The following is a 21,086-nucleotide window of genomic DNA, read 5'->3' on the forward strand; positions in this document are numbered from 1 at the left end:
CATCACGTAACGGAGCCAGCGTTGTTGCGGAAGATGTGTCCGTTGAAACATGCTATAGGCTCTGATATTAACGCCGGGCGAAGGTTCCCGGAAGACATGCCTGGAAGGGATCAGCCGACAGTGATGGAGCGGTCCTGCCAGGCTCGGCTTTCTTTGATATTGACCGATCTCTAGGTTAGTTTAACTGCTTCGATGCCTGGTAAATACGGCGCCAGGGATGAGCTTTTACTTCAGTAGGCCGGTAGCCCAGTCGGACACGGGGATTGATGGCGTGTTTGCCACCCTGGCACCCCTTCGACCAGAGGCCGCCCCGCAGAGAAGATAGTGAGCTTAATAAGAAAATCTCTCGCATTCTCCTTCCTGGACCGCTACCTGGCGGTGCTGATACAGCTTGTCTCAACGATGGTGCTTGCGCGGCTGCTGACGCCAGGAGAGATAGGCATGTTCTCTCTGGCGTTCTCGCTGGTCGCAGTCGCCCAGGCCCTGCGTGATTTTGGTGCCAGCAGTTATCTGGTGCAGGAGAAGGAACTCACAAATGCGAAGATTCGCGCTGCCTTCGGTATTACCCTGATTCTGGCCTGGCTACTTGGCGCCTTGATGATCGCGGTGAGCGGCCCTATAGGTCAGTTCTACCAGGAAGCCCGGATCGAGGCCTTGGTCACTGTTGTCGCGCTGACATTTTTTCTCCTTCCGTTCAGTTCCATCGTGCACGCGCTCCTTCGTCGCGAAATGCACTTTGCGCCCCTGATGGTCATCCATTTCGCCAGCGCCGTAGTTCAGGCAGGCGTTTCCATGGCTTTGGCCGTGCTGGGATACGGTGCAATGAGCCTGGCGTGGGGTAGCGTTGCCGCAAGCGTAGCTACGGTTCTTGTCAGCTACGCTTATCGGCCTGATCTGATCGGTTTGGTTCCTTCCCTGCGCGAAGCCAGGACCGTACTTCGCTTCGCGAAGCCTATGACAGGGGCGACCCTCCTGTCGGAATTGGCCATTGCAGCGCCGGATATTATTATCGGGCGCCTATTGGGTTTTACTGCAAACGGTCTGTTCAGTCGCGCCCAATCCCTCGTAAAAATGTTCACCAAGCTTGTGAATCAGGCGATCAGCCCGGTAGCCCTGCCGGCTTTCGCAAGCCTCTATCGGGAGGGTAAACCACTCGCTCCCGCCCATGAGCGGGCATTGGTCCTCCTTTCGGCAGCCGCATGGCCTTTTTTCGTTTTTACTTTTTTGTGGGCCGATATCATCATAGATCTATTACTCGGTGATCAGTGGACCGAGGCTGTCCCCATCGTGCGCATCCTCTGCATTGGCGGCGCCATTTCGACGTTGACGACTTTTGTTACGCCGGCGCTGCTCGCAGCCGGGTATGTCAGATTCGTTTTGAAGTACCAGCTTATAGTGCAACCAACGGCGATAACGCTCATCGCCATTGGCGCGCTCTTTTCATTACACGTCGTAGCATTCAGTTTCGTTGCAATATCAGTCATCAGCGTCGCCGTGTACTATCACCTGGCGCGCAATGCCCTATCTTTCGAGCTGCTCTTTATCCTACAGGCGTGTCGCAAAAGCCTTTTCCTGGCGCTGGGCAGTGCTATCGCGCCGTTACTGATTGATATTGCCGCCCAGAGCTGGGAACCACCTGCTGTTGTGCGCTTTGCCCTGCTCGGAACAACTTTCTCAGCCGGTTGGCTTTTTCTTGTTTACATACTACGCCATCCACTGCAGCACGAACTACAACCGTTATGGCAACGTATTCGCGTGCGGTTTCCGATTTGACATGACCTGTCAGATCAAAAACGGTTTATTGGCAAGCGCTCAAAAATTCAACGCCTGACGCGTTGGCTTTTTGGGGATATGTTCATTAATCGGCGCTTGTTGGAGTCTACGTCGTATTTCCTCGGCGACTTTTGAAGCGCCGACCACGGACATGTGGTCGTCATCAAAGTAATAGGCCTCCAGTCCCACTGCCGCATAACAATACTTTTCATCGCAGAAGAGGTCCGCCGGATCGATGACGCTTACCCCCCGGGGCAGTGAAGCGATTCTGTTCGACACATAGGAGGAACGCTGTTCCCACCACGCCCGCTCGACACTGACTATTTTCTTCACGTGATAACCATCTTTAAGTACTAGTCGTTCAATTGGTGCACGCAGTTCCGGCGCTTGGAGAACGAAGAACACATGCTTTCCACTATCGACAAATCGTTGGAGCGTCTTCTCGAGCGCCGCCCATGTCCGTGCCCTATGCAGTTCGCTGTTATTATTCGGCAGCTTTGGGAATACCTTCTCATGTCTTCCAAACAGCGCCGAATGAATTCGGTATCCAACGACCACAGCCTCAATCGTAGGATCAGAAGCAATATATTCTACAGTCTCGTTAGTCCAACGCGCGCAATGATCGTCTTTGCCGTCCTTTCCATAGGAAGGGATACAGTCACTGATCGTATAATGGCGGATCCCTATGCCGTCGGGTAAAAGTTCGTTCGCAAGTGCGTAAGCAAGCTCAACGTTATGGCTGTCTCCGAAAACCGCCCAGGAGGCTTTCGCACCAAAGTACGCGCAAGCGTCGCCAGGCTTGCGGTAGCCTGGTCCATCGGTATGACACTCTTGCCTTTTCGGACTGGCCTGCGCAGATGCTAACAGGGTGCGCTGATGGTCGGTCGTCTTCTGCTTTAAGAATCCATTCGAGATATGACCCGCGGTGCCGCCTATCGCGAAGATGCAGGACCCTGCAACGGCGAACTGGAAAACGCGTTTTCTACCGATGCGGTTTTTTCCGCGAAAGGGCCGTTCGATGTAGTGCCAACTCAGATATGCAAGAAAAATAGTAATTACTATCAGCCCTGCGAATACTTCTGGCCTTGGTTCTACCGCGTTATAGTGTCTTGCGAAAACAAAAAGCGGCTGATGCCAGAGATACGCACTATAGCTTATCAACCCTAATCCCACTAAAAGCCCGGAGCCAAGGAGCCTGCCGCTGGTGGTTGCGGGGGACGAGAATAAGATTATGAGGAGGGTGCCGAGGGTTGGAGCCAAGGTGTAGACACTTGGGAATGGCAGCTCTTCGTTGAATACCAGAACAGAGGCGAGGATCAAGACGAGACCCAACCAACTTAATGCGTCGTTTGCCAGGGGGTTCTTGCCGAGACGGTGAGTCTGGCCGACGCTACTGGTGAAGTAAATGGCAGCCAAGGCCCCTAACATTAGTTCCCAGGCACGGGTCGGGAGAAGAAAAAAACCTGCTGATGGAAAGCTTGACGCCCACGCCTCCGCCAGCGCCAAGCTGGCCGCACCGATGACAGTGACCCCAATAAATATCGCTTTCCTGCCGAGCCTCCAAAACAGCATCAGTAACAGCGGGAAGACCAAATAGAACTGTTCTTCCACCGCGAGGCTCCAAGTATGAAGTAACGGCTTAAGTTCCGCCGCGGCGTCGAAATAACCGCTCTCGATCCAAAATAAGAAGTTGGACGCAAAGAAGACAACGGAAAAGAGGCTTTGCGAGAAATCCTTGAGTTCACTCGGGCCAAGAAGAGTCCATGCGAGCGGCAGACAGGCCACCATGACGAAAAATAAAGCGGGCAATATACGTCGGGCGCGGCGTTCATAAAATGTCAACAAGGAAAATCGGCCCTTCTCTTTGTCTGCCAAGATAATGCTCGTAATCAGATAGCCACTGATCACGAAGAATACGTCTACTCCTACGAACCCGCCTCCGAAGCCCTCGAATCCGCCGTGAAACAGCATTACCGGTAAAACCGCGACAGCGCGTAGCCCGTCTATTTCGGGACGATAAATCATTCCCAAGTTACCTGAAGGTATAAACAAGCGGGCAGGGGCGATGGCGAACGAAGCATCCTTTCTTGATAGACATGCAGGGAAGCCCTCAATAAACGTTTAATCAAAGAAATGCCGCCAAGTTGTTCCAGAGAAGTGTTCCTTTAGCCGCTGAAAGTTGGCCACCTTATCGGCGCGGTTTTTTTTTGATTGGCGAATTGTATTGGGATCGAGTTTTGCTTGTGGTAAATGAAGGAAATCTAGGCAGCGTTTAATTTCACGGTTCGGGTCTTCCCTCAGGTCTTCATAATAAAGATTTAAAATGTCATGGTCGCAAAACCATTTCTCGGCCGACTTTTGCCAAATGGTTGTTTGCTCGAATACCTCCTGGCACCAGTCCGGGTCGATAGAGACCAGTGGCCCAGCTCGGTCGGACCCGGTATTTGGTGATGCTTTTGAAACCTTCCAACTACCCGAAGCCTGTGCCAGGCGCAAGGAGATCGCCGTGTCGAGAAGATTGCGGCGCATCATGTGGATCACTTTGATTTCGGAGTGGTGATGTAGCCAGTCCCAAATATGCTGCGTCGGAGCCTCGGCCGCATGATAATAGAAGATCTTGAATCCCACAGCCTGTATTCGTGATGGTACGGGACCATACACCTTGGTTTCGACGAACCGGTCGGGACGATTCTTCATCTGACGAGTGTGGTGTGAGACGTGATCAGGCAGATCGTCCATGCCCCATTTAACACTGTCTGGAGCGCCAAATACCTCGCTAAAACAGCGAATGGCGGGATGGGAGTTCAAGAGCCCGCGAAGAAAGTTTGTGCCGGACCGTGATCGAGACAGAATTATAAACCGCGTGTAGTTTCTGTGAGCTGGCGTAAGGCCGAGTTTGTAAGTGGCGTTACGCAAAGAACTAGCCAAGTAAAGTTCGATTTGCCTGGTGTGACTAGAGATGCGCCAGACGACGGGAAGCCTGGAGAAAATGGGTGCTATAACAGGGTGCATTTTGGTCTTCTCAATGGCGAACAGCGATAGCCAGAATGTTGATGTGCAGTGCGGATCTGTGAGGACAATGATATCTCTAACTACACGCTAGCCTAGGCCCCGGGTTGGCGGAATGAACTTGGCGCGCGCTCCTTGAAGGAGACCTTTGATTCCTAGCCAACGGACGATGGCCCAATATATGCGGAGGTTGCAGGCAATGCGGCGAAAATAACGAGCCATCTTCGATCCCGGGTCAGGTGAGCTTCGGCAAAGCCGCGGACGGACATATGCCAAGCCCTTTGATAATTCGAGAATGACTGCAGCCGCGCCTTCTTGCCGGCACAATAGTCTGATGCGGTGCACCGTGTGCCTGTTCTTTTCTAATAGATTCGTAGTCGAAAATACGTCGGACATCGCGTCATGACAGCACCATTTTTCCGCGGACGATAAGGGTGGGGCACCTGATTCGAGCAGATTATCGATTGCGGCGGATAAATCGTCTACGGCGTACTCCCACAGGCCGTGAACGGCCATCACTCGCATTCGTTGAAATAGTGCTTCGCGTCGGCGTATGCCTGTGACCGTGGAGTGGCCTTCTCGGTTTACGGGCCGGCCCGGTAAGAAGTCGATAAGGCCGAAGTTGTCGCGGACCTTCTCGAATAGTATGCCTTCGTACTGCAGCGCGACGGCACCAAAATCTCGCATGCTGAAGGGCGAATTCTTGCCGCCGCGTAAGCCTTGGTCGTGATATCTCCTCTTGAACAGATAGCTGTCAACCCGAACGACGCGGTAACGGCGGGCGAGCCTGAGCTTCATATCGTAATCTTGGCAGCGCATCAGGGCCGTGTCGAAAAGACCAACGGAACGCATTGCGCTGGTTCTAAACAGCATCCCCGGTGTACCCAGAAAGTCTCCATACATGAGCCGTGACAGGAATTCGTCATCTGTCAACTCTAGCGGCGGCACTTCCTTGAGCTTTTCTAAAGCACCGTAGCCTTTGTCTTTCACTGCAATGTAACCGCCGTAGGCGAACGCCGCGTCTGCGTTTTCAGATAGCGCTCGGGAGAGAATTTCGAGGGCATAGGGGAAAGCGATGTCGTCGTCATCGAATATCCACAGGAAATCCCCGTCTATCAAAGGCATCGCATTATTCAGTGCAGATGCCTTCCCGCCATTCTCTTGTTCTAGATAGGTGACTTGATCTAAGTACTTTTCAATGACCTCAACGGTTCGATCGGTGGAGCCATCGTTGATTACGACGACTTGGTCGGGTGGTTTGCTTTGACCTAAGATGCTATCCAGAGCCACGCCGATGAAATCTGCGCGATTATAGGTGGACAGCAGTACGGAGACCCGGTTATTAGACACCACGATATACTCGCTCGGAGGGCTTGTTTGGGACGATGCCGTAGAGGCGGCCGGTGCAAATCTGGCCGAATGGGCTGGTGTCCGCGGCTCCTGGTTTGGCCTTGAGGGATTCTTCATTAACTAATCTAAGCTGGTTTTTCATACGCAGTATTCGTTTGTATTTATGTGGAACGTCGTGCCGGGGGCGGCTTCAAAGCAGTTCCTCGTACATTTCTCCGAGGCTTAACGCGACCTTTTTCCACTCAAGGTCTCGAACGGACGCAGACAACAGGATTCTATCATTAGGGATGGCGAGGGCGGTACTTATAGCGTGAGCGATCTGAGCAGGGCTGGACGCGTCGACCAATGTTACGTGTTGCATTATCGCCTCTATATCCAGGGCGGTGTTTTTCGTTAATACGACTGGCGTTCCGGCGGCGAGGGCCTCCAGAACAACGAGAGGAAACACCTCGCTGACGCTCGGAACGGCTAACACGCCGGCAGCGGCGTAGGCGGCGGCCAATAACGGGTCGTTGCTTGGTAACGTTCCAATGTGAGTGACGTTTTTGAATTTCAGGGTTTGGGCGAGGTAGCCGCTGCCGGGGTCAAACTCTCGTCCAATCAAGACTATTTGTTTTTTGGTACCCTTCAAGGCCTCGGCCAATCCGAGTTGATTCTTATATGGGTATATGCTGCCGACGCACAATACGAATCCAGGTTCGAGGCCATAACGCTCGCTGAATAACTCGGGACGTGCATCGAAGAAGACGCTGTTTACGCCGTTCGGGATGATTCGAATCCGGGTCGGATCAGCATCGAAAGCAGAGAGTAGTACGGAGCGCTCGGCGGTGCTCAGCGCAACGAGGCGGTCAGCTGATTTTATTGTGTTCTTTTCCAGTTCGAAAGTCGTGTGAACGCGGTTGTTGGTAAACCACCGGGCAAAGCTTGATACGAGTTCTGCTTTCCTTGCCTTGCGGCCAGTCCATGTTGGTGCGATAACCGGTGATAAAACTACCGGCTTGCCGAGCCGTTTTGCCCACTTCATGGCATCATCGGTGCCTTCCGAGTCGAAGATGTGAATACAACTTATTTCGGCTAAATTATTATTTTCGGCTGTCAACTTGATAACCTGGATGTCGATGTCCCGGAGAGCGGCGATTGTTTCGATGACTTGGGTCTGTAAGCCACCAGCCCGGTCAAGGAATAGGGGCTTTAGGACAACGCCTATTTTTAGTTGTGAGTTGCGTACCATATTGTGTTCTCGGGCATGGTTGGCTAAGCTATATCGTCTTCGTTTACCATATCTTTAGCGGTCGGTCGAGTGCGTGCTCCTTAGATTGACGTTGAGTTGGGGGCGCGGTCACGCATTGAGGCGAAGATGGGTGCACAGTGTGATTGGTGCCGCATTCCTCGGAGTATACGGGTGTTCAGTTCTGGGGTTCTCTCAGTGTTTCCTGCAGGTAGCTGGTTAATCTAATTGCGGTTCATACGGTGCGCCATGGACGACGGCCCTTGCGTATAGCGAATGCATGAGGACGAGCGGGATGCCTTTTGTAAGAAAAATAAAAGGGTTGGTAACCAAGGTCTTCTTTCGTTTTACGGTGGATGATTTCGTGGACAGCATTGCCAGTAGAGGTGTTAAAGAAGGGGACGTCCTCATGGTGCACTCTTCCTGGTTGCCGTTTAGCGGATTTGCTGGGACCCCGGCGGATATGGTTGAAGGCCTCAGGAGGGCAGTTACATCCGATGGACTTATCGTGATGCCGTCAATGACCTATCACAACCAGAGTTCCCGGGAATTTCTGGAAGGAGAGGGCGTGATGAAGGTGCGCCGCAGTCCCTCCCGCATGGGGTTGCTGACCGAAGTGTTCCGGCGCTCGGCCGGGGTGCGCCGCAGCCTGAGTCCTACCCACCCGCTGCTGGCCTGGGGAGACCGGGCCGAGTGGTTCCTGGCCGGCCATGAGGACGCCCTGGAGCCCTTTGGGGCCTCCTCGCCCTTCGCCAGGCTGCTGGAGCTGGATGCGAAGATCCTCTGCGTAGACGCCCCCTTTTCCACCATTACATACACCCATTTCCTGGAAGATCGGATTGCGGAAACGCTCCCATTTCCGCTCTACGAGCCCGAACCTCTCGCGGGCACGGTGCTAGACTACGAAGGCCAGGAACGGGAGGTGCCCGTAAAGGTGCTGAACCGGGTGGCGAACCAGATGCGCCGGGAGGAACGGTTGGTGAAAGAGTTGGATGAGCGGGGGGTGATTCAGCGCGCCCGCGTTGGGAATACGCGCCTGCTTCTGGTGGGTGCCCGGGCCATGGCGGATGCGGTGGATGAGATGACGGCCCAGGGCCGCGGTTTCTTCGATGCGCCGGTAGGGCCGGCGCGGGAGGCTCGGGATGGACGCTAAGAACAAGAGCGCTCCTCCAGTGATGAAGAACAGCCTCGCGGCCCGGGTAGGCCGCTGGGCGAGAGTGCGAACGGAGTCCATGGGGTGGGGTGCGACTGTTCCGGCGGATATCCGCACTCACCTGGATGCCGCCATCGCCTGGCTACAGCGGGCCCAGGATGTCACCGCGGATGACGGCGTGGCCCAGACCTACCTGGTGAAGTATGCCCACTGGGCCAACTCCTACCCGGAGACCACGGGCTACATCATCCCCACCTTCTACGATTATGCCGCGCTCACCGGCGACCAGGAAGCTCGCGCGCGGGCGCGGCGCATGACGGACTGGGAGTGCGAGATCCAGTTGCCCGACGGCGGTGTACTCGCGGGCGCCATTGGGGATTCCGACCAGCCCACTGTCTTCAACACCGGGCAGGTGTTGTTCGGCTGGGTGCGGGCCTTCCAGGAAGAGGGTGACGAGCGCTACCGGGAGGCGGCTGCGAGGGCGGCTCACTGGCTCTGCGAAGCCCAGGACGACGACGGCTGCTGGCGCCGCTTCGGCTCCCCCATGACCACCCGCAATGTCAATCTATACAACACCCGCTCGGCCTGGGGCATAGCCGCGGTCCACCGCATCACGGGCGAACAGCGCTTCCTGGACGGCGCGGTGAAGAACCTGGAATGGGCCCTGGCCCAGCAGCGGGACAACGGCTGGTACGCCCACAACTGCCTGCAGGACGACACCCAGCCCTTCGTACACACCATCGCCTATGCCATGCGGGGCTTCCTGGAGGTGGGGGATTACACGGGGCGGGAGGATTTCCTGGCCTCGGCCGTCAAGGTGGGGGACGCCCTGGCTGCGGCCCTCCCCGCCAACGGGTTTTTGCCCGGGCGCTTCGACCGGGAGTGGCGGCCTACGGTGAAGTGGTCGTGCCTGACGGGCAACGCCCAGATCGCCATCAACTGGGGCCGGCTGTACCAAATCACCGGGGAGGAGCGTTTCCGGGAGGCGGTGACCCGCATCAACGGTTTCACGAAAACCACCCAGACACTGGATGGGCCCTTGGACGAGCGCGGTGGCATCAAGGGCTCCCACCCCATCAACGGCGGCTACCACCCGTGGCAGTATCCCAACTGGGCCGCCAAGTTCTTCGCCGATGCCCTGATGATGGAACACGCCATCGCCCCGGCCCACGGTAATTGAGATCTTGATGCTTATCCGGCACTTTTTCCGAGGCACCCAAGAGCAGTTGCTGGGGACGCCACTCAGTCAGTCCTTATCCCAATCACATATCGTATGCGCGATTGCTTCGGATAAACGGCCCCTTTCGATTCTAAATACTCCACTGTAAGAAGGCGTCCCGTGGGCCGTCTCGTACATTGGTACGAAAAGGTCCGGAAAAGTCCGAACCATCTCCCGAGCGAGATCGCCACGCATGCCGCCTGGAAAAATAACGAGGTAGGTGAGACCTTTTTCTTCAATAATTTTTAAGGAGGGTCTAATGCAAGAGGAGCGAAGTACTTGGTAGGATCGTCGTTGGGTCAGGAAAGGTGCCACGCCCCAGTCGGTTGTTGCGAGTCGGCTTTCGTCGGGGACGTTTTTCTTGGTGTAATCGACAACACCGTCTATTATTTTCCATCGCGCATGTAGATTTGAGTGCCGTTCCGCAGAAGCGAGTTGGGCGAGACCAAAAACTCCGCCGCCTACGGAAAACAAGATGAGCAATACAAAACTTCCGCCGAAGATCTTCCTAAATGGCTTTAAGGAAAGCGTATCCACAATCGTGGTTGCACCATATATTAAGAACGCAGCAAGCCAAGGCAAAATGGGCAGCCAGTAGCGCTGCAAAATGTAAAGGCTATTATTGCCAATAAATTTTTCACTCGTAAATGCAAAAACGATAAGAATGAACGCCAGTGAAAAAACTTCATGCGGTGACGCCTTTCGTATCCAGGCTCCACCCCCAATAAGCAATAGTAGCAATGTACAGGCGGTTGCGGCCTCTAGAGGAATATGTTGTCCCAGGGAGCCGAAAAAGCTGCGTCCAATGCCTCCAAAGAGATACATGATCTGGTAAATGGGTATTTTCCACGCGGCATCTATCCAGTCGGCCATCCCGAATCCTGGGCCAGATATTGAGAGGCCGCTTAACCCGAAGAAAAATCTGTTCGCCATGTTATAGGTTTCGGGCGTGTGTAATACGTAATTACGTATGGTCCACAGTGCGAATGGTATAAGAGTAACCGATGCAATAGCCAGTTGTTTAATGCCATAACGTGAAAAAAGACGATTCGTGTGGTAAAGATATACAAGTACGGCGATTCCAAAGGCTGCAATTAAGAAAAGGCCGTGAAAACGAAACATCGGTGCTAATGAAACGAGCGCGGCGCAAAGGAAGTACCATCGAGCGTTTTCTTCTTCAATGAATCGTCTCCATGTAATCATTGTAAGAAGAACTACGTTTAGAAATAGAATGTCTGATAGGAGGCTGTGCGCTTGGGCCAGCAATATGGCGTTCAGAGAGACGTAGATCGGTGTCAGAAAAGCGACCCATCGATTATCTGACTTTCTAAAATACGCCCAAGTAAGCCATATTGCCGCTCCCGTAAAGAAAGCAAACAGTAATTGAAGGGCAAAAAAATTCTCTCCTACGATCGACATCAAGCTTGCGATGACTAAACTTGTTCCTGGATAGTATAAGAGGTTGGGCTCGCCGTTGAACCAATAGCGTTTTTCTTCAAGCAAGGAAGCGGCGGTTCCAACATAGACGCCGGCGTCCGGAGAAAAAGCCCAACGTTCGGGAACTGAGAATAGTATGGTTAGGGTAATGGTAATTAGGGCAATCAATTGTAAGCGTGATAGCGCAGTGGTCGTTGCTGCCGGAAATTGAGAAGACATTCTTCACATCCTTTTTCTTGAGTGAACGGCTGTTCATACGTAGGATCTTAAGTAAGCCCTTGATCCATCGAACTAAAAGCGCTCCATCCGATAAGATCAACGAGGCAAACGCCAATTCACGTCGTGATCTGGAGGTATCGGATGGAGCATGGAAAATTTAGCACGGTGGCCAAGTCATTGGCACGCGTTTCGGGACGGCGAGCCGGGATGTCGTGGGACAAGCCTCCGCGCACGTCATCTGCTCGCTGTTACCGCATCCACCCAGCGACTGGCGAACTGTATGCCTCATGTTTTCCGAAACACCGTGATGGAGTCGCTCTATGCGTAAGCTTCTGCAAACGCGCGACAGGTCATTCGTAGAGCTTTTTGGCATCTTATGGCCAAGGGGGGCACATGCGAAAGCAACGAGTTGGCGAGTCACAAAGCATCGCCATCCTAAAGGAGGCGGACGCCGGAATGAAAGTCTGGGAGCTCTGCCGCAAGCACGGGATCTCGGATGCCACGTACTACAAAGAGAGGGAGTAACCTGAAACGTCGTCACCAATGGCACGGCCCGGATGCCTCCTCCGCCGTCTCCGATAAGGTCCCTTCTCCCCCGGGGAGAAGGACAGGATGAGGGGATACGGCGCAAGGTCGGAGCTGCCGGCCGGGCTCCGTGGGTTGGGCAATGTCGGTGCCGAGTGGACGCTGGCCTGTCTCGCATGGAATTTGAAACGCATGGCTGTATTGCGCCTGCAAACCGTCCGATGGGCATAAAATGCGGAAGATTTTGCTCGATTTGGGATTATTTGGCGGTGAAGCCCCAAAAAAAATGCCCCGTTATGGTGAAAATCGCGTCAGGCAGGCAACAATTGATTGCCTGCCGGTGTTAAGTCCGACAGGCTGCTTTCTCGCGCTGTCTTAGGAAATATGGATGGGATATACATGTGGAGTCAATACGCAACTCGTTTGTTATGGAAAGCTCAACAAAGTTGGGGCTTGACCATTGCAGGATCAATTGTTGTAGTCGCAGCGCTCGTTCACCTGCCTCTCCTTGCGTTCGGGTACGCGACGGGTGCGGACCACGAGGTGTATAGATGGTGGTCCACATTGTTCACAAGCCAGTTACTAGACGGTGACCTCTATCCTCGATGGATCTTTGATGCAAACGGTGAATTCGGAAGCCCGGTCTTCGTTTTTTACGGCCCTGCCTCTTTCTATTATTTGTCAATTTTTAATGTATTGTTTGGAGTCAGCCACCATGAGAATGTCTTTGGGGCCTACAGCGTAGGTTTGGCCCTCTTTACGGCTGCAGTGCTAGGTGGGGCTTTTGTTGAGTGTAAGCACAGTCTTCGAGGGTACCATTTTCACTTTTCGTGAGGGTTTCCCGCCCGCGTTCATTCCTCACTGATCCTGCACGCAGGTTTCTCGATCAGAACTGTGCTACGTCAGCGAATGGCAGTTCCAGCTGCTGTTCTTCGCCGACGGCACGGGCCTCTTGCAGCATCTGCACGATCTCCTCGCCATATTCATTGATGATCTGTTCGCGCAGCTCGTCGATGAAGGTGAGCACACTATAGGCGTCTTCCGCCTGCCAGTGCGTGTACAGCCGCAAGACTTTCATACTCATGATGTGGTCTCCTGGGTCGTGAGGCTGGGTTGGCCTGCGTCAGGTGCGTAAGACTGTGGACGGCCAGCGGTCGGGTTCGGCGCCAGTGCTCAGGCAGCGCTGCGAGCGCGCCGCGGTGATGGCTTGCGCTCGGTGTGGAAGACATCGAAGAAGAGCTTTTCATCGAGCTGGGTGAGTTCGTGGCGGCTGGCATGGGCGAGGATTTCGGCGGCCATATTGGTCAGCACACGGTAGTTGCCCATAGCGTGATCGGCCAGCGCCTGTGCCAGCTGTTCGCTGAACAGACCGGGGTTGCCGGCGCTTGTGCAAAGATGCGCCAGGCAGGCGAGGAGATCGTCGCGTGAGGCGTGTTCAAGCGCCAGGCGGGCCCGGATGCGCGAGCCGAGCGGGAGCAGATCGTCACGCCGGAGCAGGTCGGTCAGGCGTTGATCGCCGGCGAGGACCACGCTCAGCAAGGTGCGGGAGTCGAACTGGGACGAGGCGAGCAAGCGCAACTCATTCAGTACCACAGGCGCGATCTCCTGGGCTTCATCGATCAGCAGCACGGGGCGCATGAGTGAGGCGTCGAGAGTCGCCAGCCAGCGGGTGCGCAGCCCCTTGAAGCCCATCCAGCGATTGTGCGGCTTGAGATCGACGCCGAACAGGTCTCCCAGCTCGCGGTAGAAGTCCGCGAGGTTGGCACTCGGATGGGTCAACGCGGCGATGGTCAGGTCGGGCAGGCGCCCGAGGCGGGCGGCGAGGATGCGCAATGCGACGCTCTTGCCGGTGCCGGGCGCGCCGGTAATGAGGGCAAAGCCGCCTTCGCGGACATGGGTGTGTTCGATACGCCAGGCGAAGTCCTCCAGCGCAGGCGTTGCCATCAATGCCTCGGTGGGCAGTTCCGGCGAGAATGGATTCCACTTGAGGCCGTAGAGTGCGAGCAGGGATTTGTTCATGGGTCAGTATCCTCGGGATCGAAGGGCAGATAGGCCGGCGGTATGCCGGTGGCGGCATACTCGGCCAGGAGTTGGTCAAGCAACGGCGCCATACCGGCGCACGTGTTAGCGTTAACCGGCAGGGCATCGACCGACGTGCTGTCATCCACCGGCGCGAGGGCCCGTCGTCCATGCTCGGCATTACGCTGCTTGTCGAGTGGATAGAGCACGGCGACGGGTTGTTCGGTGTGGGGATCGAGTAGATCAATACTCGCAAGATCCCAGCGTGCGTAGCGCAGCTTTAGCCGGTGGAGGTGGCGGAACCGGGAGGGCACCTCGAAGCGGGTGCCCAGTACGGTGCAGGTGCCATCGGATCGACGCTGGACACGCGTGGTCTGTGCGCGGAAGCTGCGGCGTAGCATCTCGGCATCGGGGCACTCGCGGGCAACGTCGGGGCCCTGCCGATAGCGCTCAATGGGCGCGCAGCCGAGCTCGTGGTGGCGGCGACGCTGATACTCGCCCTCGACCCAGGCGAGTGTTGCGCGGTTGAGACTCTCCAGTGTCAGCTGCTCGACGCCCTCGAGCATGGCGAGCAGGCGACCCTCAACGACCGACCACCAGTTCTCCTGCTTGGCATTCTGGTAGGCCGAGTACGGTAATGTCGTCTCATGCACGATACCCAGGCGCGCCAGGCCCTCGGTGACTTCGGTCGCGGTCTCGGCACTGCCGTTGTCGGTCAGCAGGGCACGGGGCAGGCCGCGCTTCTGCAGCGCCTGCGACAGGCCGTGCACGAAGCGTTCGGCGTCCTCGGTGAGGTACCACTGGGCGTGACAACAGATCCTTGAGCAGTCATCGAGAATGCCGAGCATCTGTACCGTCTGCCAGCGCCCGCGCGCATCGACGACGCGGCGCGAGCCGACGTGGAAGTCGGCGTGCCATAACGCATTGACGTGGGCGAGTTCATAGCTGCGCACCTCGCGCGTGGCCAGGTGGCGCTCGGCGGCTTCAGCACCGGGGGTATCGCGCCGCACGCGCCCGGTGCGCTTGCGCATGCCGTTCGCCTGTAGATACCGCCGAACGGTGGCGTACGAGGGCATCGCGCCAAGAGACGGATCCTTGGCAGCCAGAACCGCAAGGTTATCGACATGCAGCTGCACGCTCCAGCCCGAATGCGCTTGGTAGAGCGCATGCAGCTCGGTGCGCAGCAGGTCACTCAGGCGGCGGTGACGTCCCGCATCGGCGCGTCGGCGTGAACGCAGCGCACGGACTGGGTCAGCGCCGGCACGAAGCGCCAGGTAGTACCAGCGCTCTATGGTGGAGAACCCGAAGCGTACCGCCTCGCCAGTGACCGGATGACGCCAGGTCCTGGCGGCCAGCGCCGTAATGGCTGTGTGCAGCTCACCGCTCTCTGGCGGTGCCGCCAATAGCGAACCGATCACGGCGAAGCGCAGCCGTGCCCAGCGTTCGTGCACGCTCAATCTGTTGTCGTCGCCCATCGGTGCATCGCCTCGTCATCGGTCCGTCTTGTGAGGCTAAGCGCCTTGGCACAGGTTGTGGAAGGTGCAACTTCTGCGGGTGCGCGATCCCCTCAGCCAACGTGCCCGGCGGCGACGGACAGCGGCGCGAGAAATGCCAACACCTCGGCCATCCTGCGCAGCGGATCCGGTTCCTCGAAGCGTGCAAGCAGGGCACCCGGCAGTTGCTGGTCCTCAAGCGGCGGCAGGAAGCGCGCCCGCGCTGCATGCCACCAGGGCGAGCGCACCAGGGACTCACGCCACCAGCGGCACCAGCGCCGCAGCGTACGCCGGTCTACCCCAACAGCGCCTGCAGCTCGCGAATCCGCGCAGCGGTGAGTGTGCGTACGCAGGCCAGTACCAGCACAGCGCCGGTGTATACCCGGCGTCCGAGGAAACGCACCGAAGGCGGTGTCACCCGCTGGCGGCAACGGGCGCAGCACAAGCTCAGGCGACGGGTGTGCAATGCATCGGTAAGGCCCGGTGGAATCCCGCGTGGCTTGCGCTGATAGGTGGCACTGTGCAGGACGCCGGCACACTGAGGGCAGCCTGCGCGTCGTGCCCGCTCACACAAATCGCGGTCAAGCAGAAGCAAGTGGTCGTACAATCGTGGATCGGCAAACAGTTCATCGCCCATGGCGCGCTCTCCGAGATTGGGGCCAGACCATTGTCGATGAGGAGACAGCGATGGCAAAGATAGGAAGAAATCAGCCCTGCCCTTGCGGCAGTGGCAAGAAATACAAGCGCTGCTGCTGGGAGCAGGACCGCAGCATCCCACCCACCACCACACCGGCGACATCAGATCACAGTGACCTGCTCACCCTGCAACACGATGACCTCTTCGACGACATGGAACTCGACCGGTTATCCAACAGCGTTATCACCCTTGTCAATGCGGGAAGGCTCGATGAGGCGGATGCCGTGTGCGAGCAATTGCGCACCGAATACCCTGAAGTGCACGACTGGCTCATGCGAAAAGCCATGGTCTGCGAGGCACGCGGCGAGACCGATCTGGCCATCGAGTATTGCCAGCGCACCATCGACTGGATGGATGCGCATCCAGAGGACTTCGACCCTGAGAGCCGAGAGCCGTTCTATGCGGACATTGAGCGTCTGAAAAACGCTAGCAAGGATACGAACTGAGCGGTTTACATGAGGGGCTGAGAACCTGAACCCTCAGCGAATGTGATTAAAGTACGCGGCAAAAACATCATGCAGTATGTTTAGACTCACTTTTGTCTACTGGTGGTTGATCCAACTGACGAGCCGCCTCGCAGCCTTGTTGGGCGTCATTTTGTGGTTCTTGCTGCCGTACAAGTTGCTCTTGCTTCTATACGGTCTGTATGCGTTTCCGCCGCTAATGGCACTCACGGTTTTTCCATTGGCGATGATGTTCATTACGAGCCAAAATAAGCCAGACCGGCTATTCGTCGCAGGTCTAGGTTTATGTCTCAGTCTTATTATTCTGACTCACATTCTCTCTTTCCTGTCGTTCGGATTTGTTTTGGGAGTTTTCTTTGTCCTTCGCGCGGCGATAGAGCGTGAGGCGCGCCCGTTAATTGCGTTTAGCCTGGCTCTGATTGTGGCCCTGTCGATCTCCAGCTTTTACTGGGTGCCTGCCGTGTTGCAGAAGGCTTTCGTAGAGTCCTCGGCATTTACCGATACTGAGAGTTTCCAGTATGCGCAGAATTTTCTGGGGGTTAATCGCGTGCACCACGAAACAGTATTCTCTACGGGGGGGACACTGTGAGTCTAAACATACTGCATGATGTTTTTGCCGCGTACTTTAATCACATTCGCTGAGGGTTCAGGTTCTCAGCCCCTCATGTAAACCGCTCAGTTCGTATCCTTGCTAGCGTTTTTCAGACGCTCAATGTCCGCATAGAACGGCTCTCGGCTCTCAGGGTCGAAGTCCTCTGGATGCGCATCCATCCAGTCGATGGTGCGCTGGCAATACTCGATGGCCAGATCGGTCTCGCCGCGTGCCTCGCAGACCATGGCTTTTCGCATGAGCCAGTCGTGCACTTCAGGGTATTCGGTGCGCAATTGCTCGCACACGGCATCCGCCTCATCGAGCCTTCCCGCATTGACAAGGGTGATAACGCTGTTGGATAACCGGTCGAGTTCCATGTCGTCGAAGAGGTCATCGTGTTGCAGGGTGAGCAGGTCACTGTGATCTGATGTCGCCGGTGTGGTGGTGGGTGGGATGCTGCAGTCCTGCTCCCAGCAGCAGCGCTTGTATTTCTTGCCACTGCCGCAAGGGCAGGGCTGATTTCTTCCTATCTTTGCCATCGCTGTCTCCTCATCGACAATGGTCTGGCCCCAATCTCGGAGAGCGCGCCATGGGCGATGAACTGTTTGCCGATCCACGATTGTACGACTACTTGCTTCTGCTTGACCGCGATTTGTGTGAGCGGGCACGAGGCGCGGGCTGCCCTCAGTGTGCCGGCGTCCTGCACAGTGCCACCTATCAGCGCAAGCCACGCGGGATTCCACCGGGCCTTACCGATGCATTGCACACCCGTCGCCTGAGCTTGTGCTGCGCCCGTTGCCGCCAGCGGGTGACACCACCTTCGGTGCGTTTCCTCGGACGCCGGGTATACACCGGCGCTGTGCTGGTACTGGCCTGCGTACGCACACTCACCGCTGCGCGGATTCGCGAGCTGCAGGCGCTGTTGGGGGTAGACCGGCGTACGCTGCGGCGCTGGTGCCGTTGGTGGCGTGAGTCCCTGGTGCGCTCGCCCTGGTGGCGTGCAGCGCGGGCGCGCTTCCTGCCGCTGCTTGAGGACCAGCAACTGCCGGGTGCTTTGCTTGCGCGCTTCGAGGAACCGGATCCGCTGCGCAGGATGGCCGAGGTGTTGGCATTTCTCGCGCCGCTGTCCGTCGCCGCCGGGCACGTTGGCTGAGGGGGGTCGCGCACCCGCAGAAGTTGCACCTTCCACAACCTGTGCCAAGGCGCTTAGCCTCACAAGACGGACCGATGACGAGGCGATGCACCGATGGGCGACGACAACAGATTGAGCGCGCACGAACGCTGGGCACGGCTGCGCTTCGCCGTGATCGGTTCGCTATTGGCGGCACCGCCAGAGAGCGGTGAGCTGCACACAGCCATTACGGCGCTGGCCGCCAGGACCTGGCGTCATCCGGTCACTGGCGAGGCGGTACGCTTCGGGTTCTCCACCATAGAGCGCTGGTACTACCTGGCGCTTCGTGCCGGCGCTGACCCAGTCCGTGCGCTGCGTTCACGCCGACGCGCCGATGCGGGACGTCACCGCCGCCTGAGTGACCTGCTGCGCACCGAGCTGCATGCGCTCTACCAAGCGCATTCGGGCTGGAGCGTGCAGCTGCATGTCGATAACCTTGCAGTTCTGGCTGCCAAGGATCCGTCTCTTGGCGCGATGCCCTCGTATGCCACCGTGCGGCGGTATCTACAGGCGAACGGCATGCGCAAGCGCACCGGGCGCGTGCGGCGCGATACCCCCGGTGCTGAAGCCGCCGAGCGCCACCTGGCCACGCGCGAGGTGCGCAGCTATGAACTCGCCCACGTCAATGCGTTATGGCACGCCGACTTCCACGTCGGCTCGCGCCGCGTCGTCGATGCGCGCGGGCGCTGGCAGACGGTACAGATGCTCGGCATTCTCGATGACTGCTCAAGGATCTGTTGTCACGCCCAGTGGTACCTCACCGAGGACGCCGAGCGCTTCGTGCACGGCCTGTCGCAGGCGCTGCAGAAGCGCGGCCTGCCCCGTGCCCTGCTGACCGACAACGGCAGTGCCGAGACCGCGACCGAGGTCACCGAGGGCCTGGCGCGCCTGGGTATCGTGCATGAGACGACATTACCGTACTCGGCCTACCAGAATGCCAAGCAGGAGAACTGGTGGTCGGTCGTTGAGGGTCGCCTGCTCGCCATGCTCGAGGGTGTCGAGCAGCTGACACTGGAGAGTCTCAACCGCGCAACACTCGCCTGGGTCGAGGGCGAGTATCAGCATCGCCGCCACCACGAGCTCGGCTGCGCGCCCATTGAGCGCTATCGGCAGGGCCCTGACGTTGCCCGCGAGTGCCCCGATGCCGAGATGCTGCGCCGCAGCTTCCGCGCACAGACCACGCGTGTCCAGCGTCGCTCCGATGGCACCTGCACCGTACTGGGCACCCGCTTCGAGGTGCCCTCCCGGTTCCGTCACCTCCACCGGTTGCAGCTGCGCTACGCACGCTGGGATCTTGCGAGTATTGATCTGCTCGATCCCCACACCGAACAGCCCGTCGCCGTGCTCTATCCACTCGACAAGCAGCGCAATGCCGAGCGCGGACGGCGTGCACTAGCACCGGTGAACGACGACGCGCCCGTCGATGCCCTGCCGGCCAGCGCCAACACGCGCGCCGGCATGGCCCCGTTACTCGACAAACTCATGGCCGAGTATGCCGCCACCGGCATACCGCCGGCCTATCTGCCCTTTGATCCCGAGGATACTGACCCATGAACAAATCCCTGCTCGCACTCTACGGCCTCAAATGGAATCCGTTCTCGCCGGAACTGCCCACCGAGGCATTGATGGCAACGCCTGCGCTGGAAGACTTCGCCTGGCGTATTGAGCACACCCATGTCCGCGAAGGCGGCTTTGCCCTCATTACCGGCGCGCCCGGCACCGGCAAGAGCGTCGCATTGCGCATCCTCGCCGCCCGCCTCGGGCGCCTGCCCGACCTGACCATCGCCGCGTTGACCCATCCGAGTGCCAACCTCGCGGACTTCTACCGCGAGCTGGGAGACCTGTTCGGCGTCGATCTCAAGCCGCACAATCGCTGGATGGGCTTCAAGGGGCTGCGCACCCGCTGGCTGGCGACTCTCGACGCCTCACTCATGCGCCCCGTGCTGCTGATCGATGAAGCCCAGGAGATCGCGCCTGTGGTACTGAATGAGTTGCGCTTGCTCGCCTCGTCCCAGTTCGACTCACGCACCTTGCTGAGCGTGGTCCTCGCCGGCGATCAACGCCTGACCGACCTGCTCCGGCGTGACGATCTGCTCCCGCTCGGCTCGCGCATCCGGGCCCGCCTGGCGCTTGAACACGCCTCACGCGACGATCTCCTCGCCTGCCTGGCGCATCTTTGCACAAGCGCCGGCAACCCCGGTCTGTTCAGCGAACAGCTGGCACAGGCGCTGGCCGATCATGCCATGGGCAACTACCGTGTGCTGACCAATATGGCCGCCGAAATCCTCGCCCATGCCAGCCGCCACGAACTCACCCAGCTCGATGAAAAGCTCTTCTTCGATGTCTTCCACACCGAGCGCAAGCCATCACCGCGGCGCGCTCGCAGCGCTGCCTGAGCACTGGCGCCGAACCCGACCGCTGGCCGTCCACAAATCCTACGCACCTGACGCAGGCCAACCCAGCCTCACGACCCAGGAGACCACATCATGAGCATGAAAGTCTTGCGGCTGTACACGCACTGGCAGGCGGAAGACGCCTACAGTGTGCTCACCTTCATCGACGAGCTGCGCGAGCAGATCATCAATGAATATGGCGAGGAGATCGTGCAGATGCTGCAAGAGGCCCGTGCCGTTGGCGAAGAACAGCAGCTGGAACTGCCATTCGCTGACGTAGCACAGTTCTGATCGAGAAACCTGCGTGCAGGATCAGTGAGGAATGAACGCGGGCAGGAAACCCT

At 57.6% G+C, this 21,086-nt stretch carries 20 protein-coding genes and 1 pseudogene; 10 read left to right on the forward strand and 11 right to left on the reverse strand.

Annotation, left to right across the window (positions count from 1 at the left end):
* Positions 1-324 precede the first annotated feature (324 nt).
* On the forward strand, positions 325-1,773 hold the full coding sequence (locus tag U5S82_12800; GenBank protein ID MDZ7752520.1) for a lipopolysaccharide biosynthesis protein: 1,449 nt from the start codon (positions 325-327) through the stop codon (positions 1,771-1,773).
* Between the two features lie 39 nt (positions 1,774-1,812).
* On the opposite strand, the gene U5S82_12805 is transcribed toward U5S82_12800, so the two are convergent.
* From U5S82_12805 to U5S82_12820, 4 genes are all read right to left on the reverse strand, one after another.
* A complete protein-coding gene (locus U5S82_12805) occupies positions 1,813-3,798 on the reverse strand; it encodes an acyltransferase family protein (protein MDZ7752521.1) in 1,986 nt (661 codons plus the stop codon).
* Between the two features lie 96 nt (positions 3,799-3,894).
* On the reverse strand, positions 3,895-4,785 hold the full coding sequence (locus U5S82_12810) for a sulfotransferase (protein ID MDZ7752522.1): 891 nt from the start codon (positions 4,783-4,785) through the stop codon (positions 3,895-3,897).
* 87 nt (positions 4,786-4,872) lie between these two features.
* Positions 4,873-6,135: a glycosyltransferase family A protein gene (locus U5S82_12815; protein ID MDZ7752523.1), complete on the reverse strand. Its 1,263-nt coding sequence runs from the start codon at positions 6,133-6,135 to the stop codon at positions 4,873-4,875.
* A gap of 187 nt (positions 6,136-6,322) precedes the next feature.
* On the reverse strand, positions 6,323-7,363 hold the full coding sequence (locus tag U5S82_12820) for a glycosyltransferase (GenBank protein MDZ7752524.1): 1,041 nt from the start codon (positions 7,361-7,363) through the stop codon (positions 6,323-6,325).
* Between the two features lie 406 nt (positions 7,364-7,769).
* Between U5S82_12820 and U5S82_12825 the strand changes: the two genes are divergently transcribed.
* Positions 7,770-8,513 carry an AAC(3) family N-acetyltransferase gene (locus U5S82_12825; GenBank protein ID MDZ7752525.1) on the forward strand — a complete coding sequence of 248 codons (744 nt, stop codon included), beginning with the start codon at positions 7,770-7,772 and terminating at the stop codon, positions 8,511-8,513.
* Positions 8,503-9,693 (forward strand): glycoside hydrolase family 127 protein, encoded by a 1,191-nt coding sequence (locus tag U5S82_12830; protein MDZ7752526.1) that lies wholly within the window; start codon positions 8,503-8,505, stop codon positions 9,691-9,693. The genes U5S82_12825 and U5S82_12830 overlap by 11 nt, the downstream gene beginning before the upstream one ends.
* A 66-nt stretch (positions 9,694-9,759) precedes the next feature.
* On the opposite strand, the gene U5S82_12835 is transcribed toward U5S82_12830, so the two are convergent.
* On the reverse strand, positions 9,760-11,388 hold the full coding sequence (locus tag U5S82_12835) for a glycosyltransferase family 39 protein (GenBank protein MDZ7752527.1): 1,629 nt from the start codon (positions 11,386-11,388) through the stop codon (positions 9,760-9,762).
* A 393-nt stretch (positions 11,389-11,781) separates the two neighbouring features.
* Here U5S82_12835 and U5S82_12840 point away from each other — a divergent pair.
* Positions 11,782-11,898 (forward strand): annotated as a pseudogene (locus U5S82_12840) (transposase).
* 901 nt (positions 11,899-12,799) lie between these two features.
* Here the strand turns inward: U5S82_12840 and U5S82_12845 are convergent.
* The 5 genes from U5S82_12845 to U5S82_12865 all read right to left on the reverse strand — a co-directional run bounded on the left by U5S82_12845 (position 12,800) and on the right by U5S82_12865 (position 16,062).
* Positions 12,800-12,997, reverse strand: coding sequence for a hypothetical protein (locus tag U5S82_12845; GenBank protein MDZ7752528.1), 198 nt, complete (start codon positions 12,995-12,997; stop codon positions 12,800-12,802).
* A gap of 89 nt (positions 12,998-13,086) precedes the next feature.
* Positions 13,087-13,932 carry an ATP-binding protein gene (locus U5S82_12850; protein ID MDZ7752529.1) on the reverse strand — a complete coding sequence of 282 codons (846 nt, stop codon included), beginning with the start codon at positions 13,930-13,932 and terminating at the stop codon, positions 13,087-13,089.
* On the reverse strand, positions 13,929-15,407 hold the full coding sequence (locus U5S82_12855) for a DDE-type integrase/transposase/recombinase (protein MDZ7752530.1): 1,479 nt from the start codon (positions 15,405-15,407) through the stop codon (positions 13,929-13,931). Before U5S82_12855 ends, U5S82_12850 begins: the two co-directional genes overlap by 4 nt.
* 92 nt (positions 15,408-15,499) lie before the next feature.
* A complete protein-coding gene (locus U5S82_12860) occupies positions 15,500-15,673 on the reverse strand; it encodes a hypothetical protein (GenBank protein ID MDZ7752531.1) in 174 nt (57 codons plus the stop codon).
* 47 nt (positions 15,674-15,720) lie between these two features.
* Positions 15,721-16,062: a hypothetical protein gene (locus U5S82_12865; GenBank protein ID MDZ7752532.1), complete on the reverse strand. Its 342-nt coding sequence runs from the start codon at positions 16,060-16,062 to the stop codon at positions 15,721-15,723.
* 50 nt (positions 16,063-16,112) lie between these two features.
* Between U5S82_12865 and U5S82_12870 the strand changes: the two genes are divergently transcribed.
* Positions 16,113-16,568: an SEC-C metal-binding domain-containing protein gene (locus U5S82_12870; GenBank protein ID MDZ7752533.1), complete on the forward strand. Its 456-nt coding sequence runs from the start codon at positions 16,113-16,115 to the stop codon at positions 16,566-16,568.
* A 76-nt stretch (positions 16,569-16,644) separates the two neighbouring features.
* Positions 16,645-17,175, forward strand: coding sequence for a 6-pyruvoyl-tetrahydropterin synthase-related protein (locus tag U5S82_12875; GenBank protein ID MDZ7752534.1), 531 nt, complete (start codon positions 16,645-16,647; stop codon positions 17,173-17,175).
* 86 nt (positions 17,176-17,261) lie between these two features.
* On the opposite strand, the gene U5S82_12880 is transcribed toward U5S82_12875, so the two are convergent.
* Positions 17,262-17,717 carry an SEC-C metal-binding domain-containing protein gene (locus U5S82_12880; GenBank protein ID MDZ7752535.1) on the reverse strand — a complete coding sequence of 152 codons (456 nt, stop codon included), beginning with the start codon at positions 17,715-17,717 and terminating at the stop codon, positions 17,262-17,264.
* A gap of 269 nt (positions 17,718-17,986) precedes the next feature.
* On the opposite strand from U5S82_12880, the gene U5S82_12885 reads away from it, so the two are divergent.
* From U5S82_12885 to U5S82_12900, 4 genes are all read left to right on the forward strand, one after another.
* A complete protein-coding gene (locus tag U5S82_12885; protein MDZ7752536.1) occupies positions 17,987-18,331 on the forward strand; it encodes a hypothetical protein in 345 nt (114 codons plus the stop codon).
* 93 nt (positions 18,332-18,424) lie between these two features.
* Positions 18,425-19,903 carry a DDE-type integrase/transposase/recombinase gene (locus U5S82_12890; GenBank protein ID MDZ7752537.1) on the forward strand — a complete coding sequence of 493 codons (1,479 nt, stop codon included), beginning with the start codon at positions 18,425-18,427 and terminating at the stop codon, positions 19,901-19,903.
* The gene (locus tag U5S82_12895; GenBank protein ID MDZ7752538.1) at positions 19,900-20,745 is read left to right on the forward strand and encodes an ATP-binding protein; all 846 of its coding nucleotides are present in this window, start codon (positions 19,900-19,902) and stop codon (positions 20,743-20,745) included. Before U5S82_12890 ends, U5S82_12895 begins: the two co-directional genes overlap by 4 nt.
* A 90-nt stretch (positions 20,746-20,835) precedes the next feature.
* Positions 20,836-21,033, forward strand: a complete 198-nt coding sequence (locus U5S82_12900) for a hypothetical protein (protein MDZ7752539.1) — start codon at positions 20,836-20,838, stop codon at positions 21,031-21,033.
* Positions 21,034-21,086: the final 53 nt, after the last annotated feature.

The sequence above is a fragment of the Gammaproteobacteria bacterium genome, assembly GCA_034522055.1.
GTDB lineage: Bacteria > Pseudomonadota > Gammaproteobacteria > JAABTG01 > JAABTG01 > JAABTG01.

Coding starts and splice junctions, on each gene's coding strand:
- U5S82_12855 (MDZ7752530.1), bottom strand. CDS start 15,407: ATGGGCGACGACAACAGATTGAGCGTGCACGAACGCTGGGCACGGCTG.
- U5S82_12820 (MDZ7752524.1), bottom strand. CDS start 7,363: ATGGTACGCAACTCACAACTAAAAATAGGCGTTGTCCTAAAGCCCCTA.
- U5S82_12895 (MDZ7752538.1), top strand. CDS start 19,900: ATGAACAAATCCCTGCTCGCACTCTACGGCCTCAAATGGAATCCGTTC.
- U5S82_12890 (MDZ7752537.1), top strand. CDS start 18,425: ATGGGCGACGACAACAGATTGAGCGCGCACGAACGCTGGGCACGGCTG.
- U5S82_12830 (MDZ7752526.1), top strand. CDS start 8,503: ATGGACGCTAAGAACAAGAGCGCTCCTCCAGTGATGAAGAACAGCCTC.
- U5S82_12825 (MDZ7752525.1), top strand. CDS start 7,770: ATGGTGCACTCTTCCTGGTTGCCGTTTAGCGGATTTGCTGGGACCCCG.
- U5S82_12875 (MDZ7752534.1), top strand. CDS start 16,645: ATGTTTAGACTCACTTTTGTCTACTGGTGGTTGATCCAACTGACGAGC.
- U5S82_12870 (MDZ7752533.1), top strand. CDS start 16,113: ATGGCAAAGATAGGAAGAAATCAGCCCTGCCCTTGCGGCAGTGGCAAG.
- U5S82_12900 (MDZ7752539.1), top strand. CDS start 20,836: ATGAGCATGAAAGTCTTGCGGCTGTACACGCACTGGCAGGCGGAAGAC.
- U5S82_12810 (MDZ7752522.1), bottom strand. CDS start 4,785: ATGCACCCTGTTATAGCACCCATTTTCTCCAGGCTTCCCGTCGTCTGG.
- U5S82_12835 (MDZ7752527.1), bottom strand. CDS start 11,388: ATGTCTTCTCAATTTCCGGCAGCAACGACCACTGCGCTATCACGCTTA.
- U5S82_12845 (MDZ7752528.1), bottom strand. CDS start 12,997: ATGAGTATGAAAGTCTTGCGGCTGTACACGCACTGGCAGGCGGAAGAC.
- U5S82_12850 (MDZ7752529.1), bottom strand. CDS start 13,932: ATGAACAAATCCCTGCTCGCACTCTACGGCCTCAAGTGGAATCCATTC.
- U5S82_12880 (MDZ7752535.1), bottom strand. CDS start 17,717: ATGGCAAAGATAGGAAGAAATCAGCCCTGCCCTTGCGGCAGTGGCAAG.
- U5S82_12805 (MDZ7752521.1), bottom strand. CDS start 3,798: ATGATTTATCGTCCCGAAATAGACGGGCTACGCGCTGTCGCGGTTTTA.
- U5S82_12865 (MDZ7752532.1), bottom strand. CDS start 16,062: ATGGGCGATGAACTGTTTGCCGATCCACGATTGTACGACCACTTGCTT.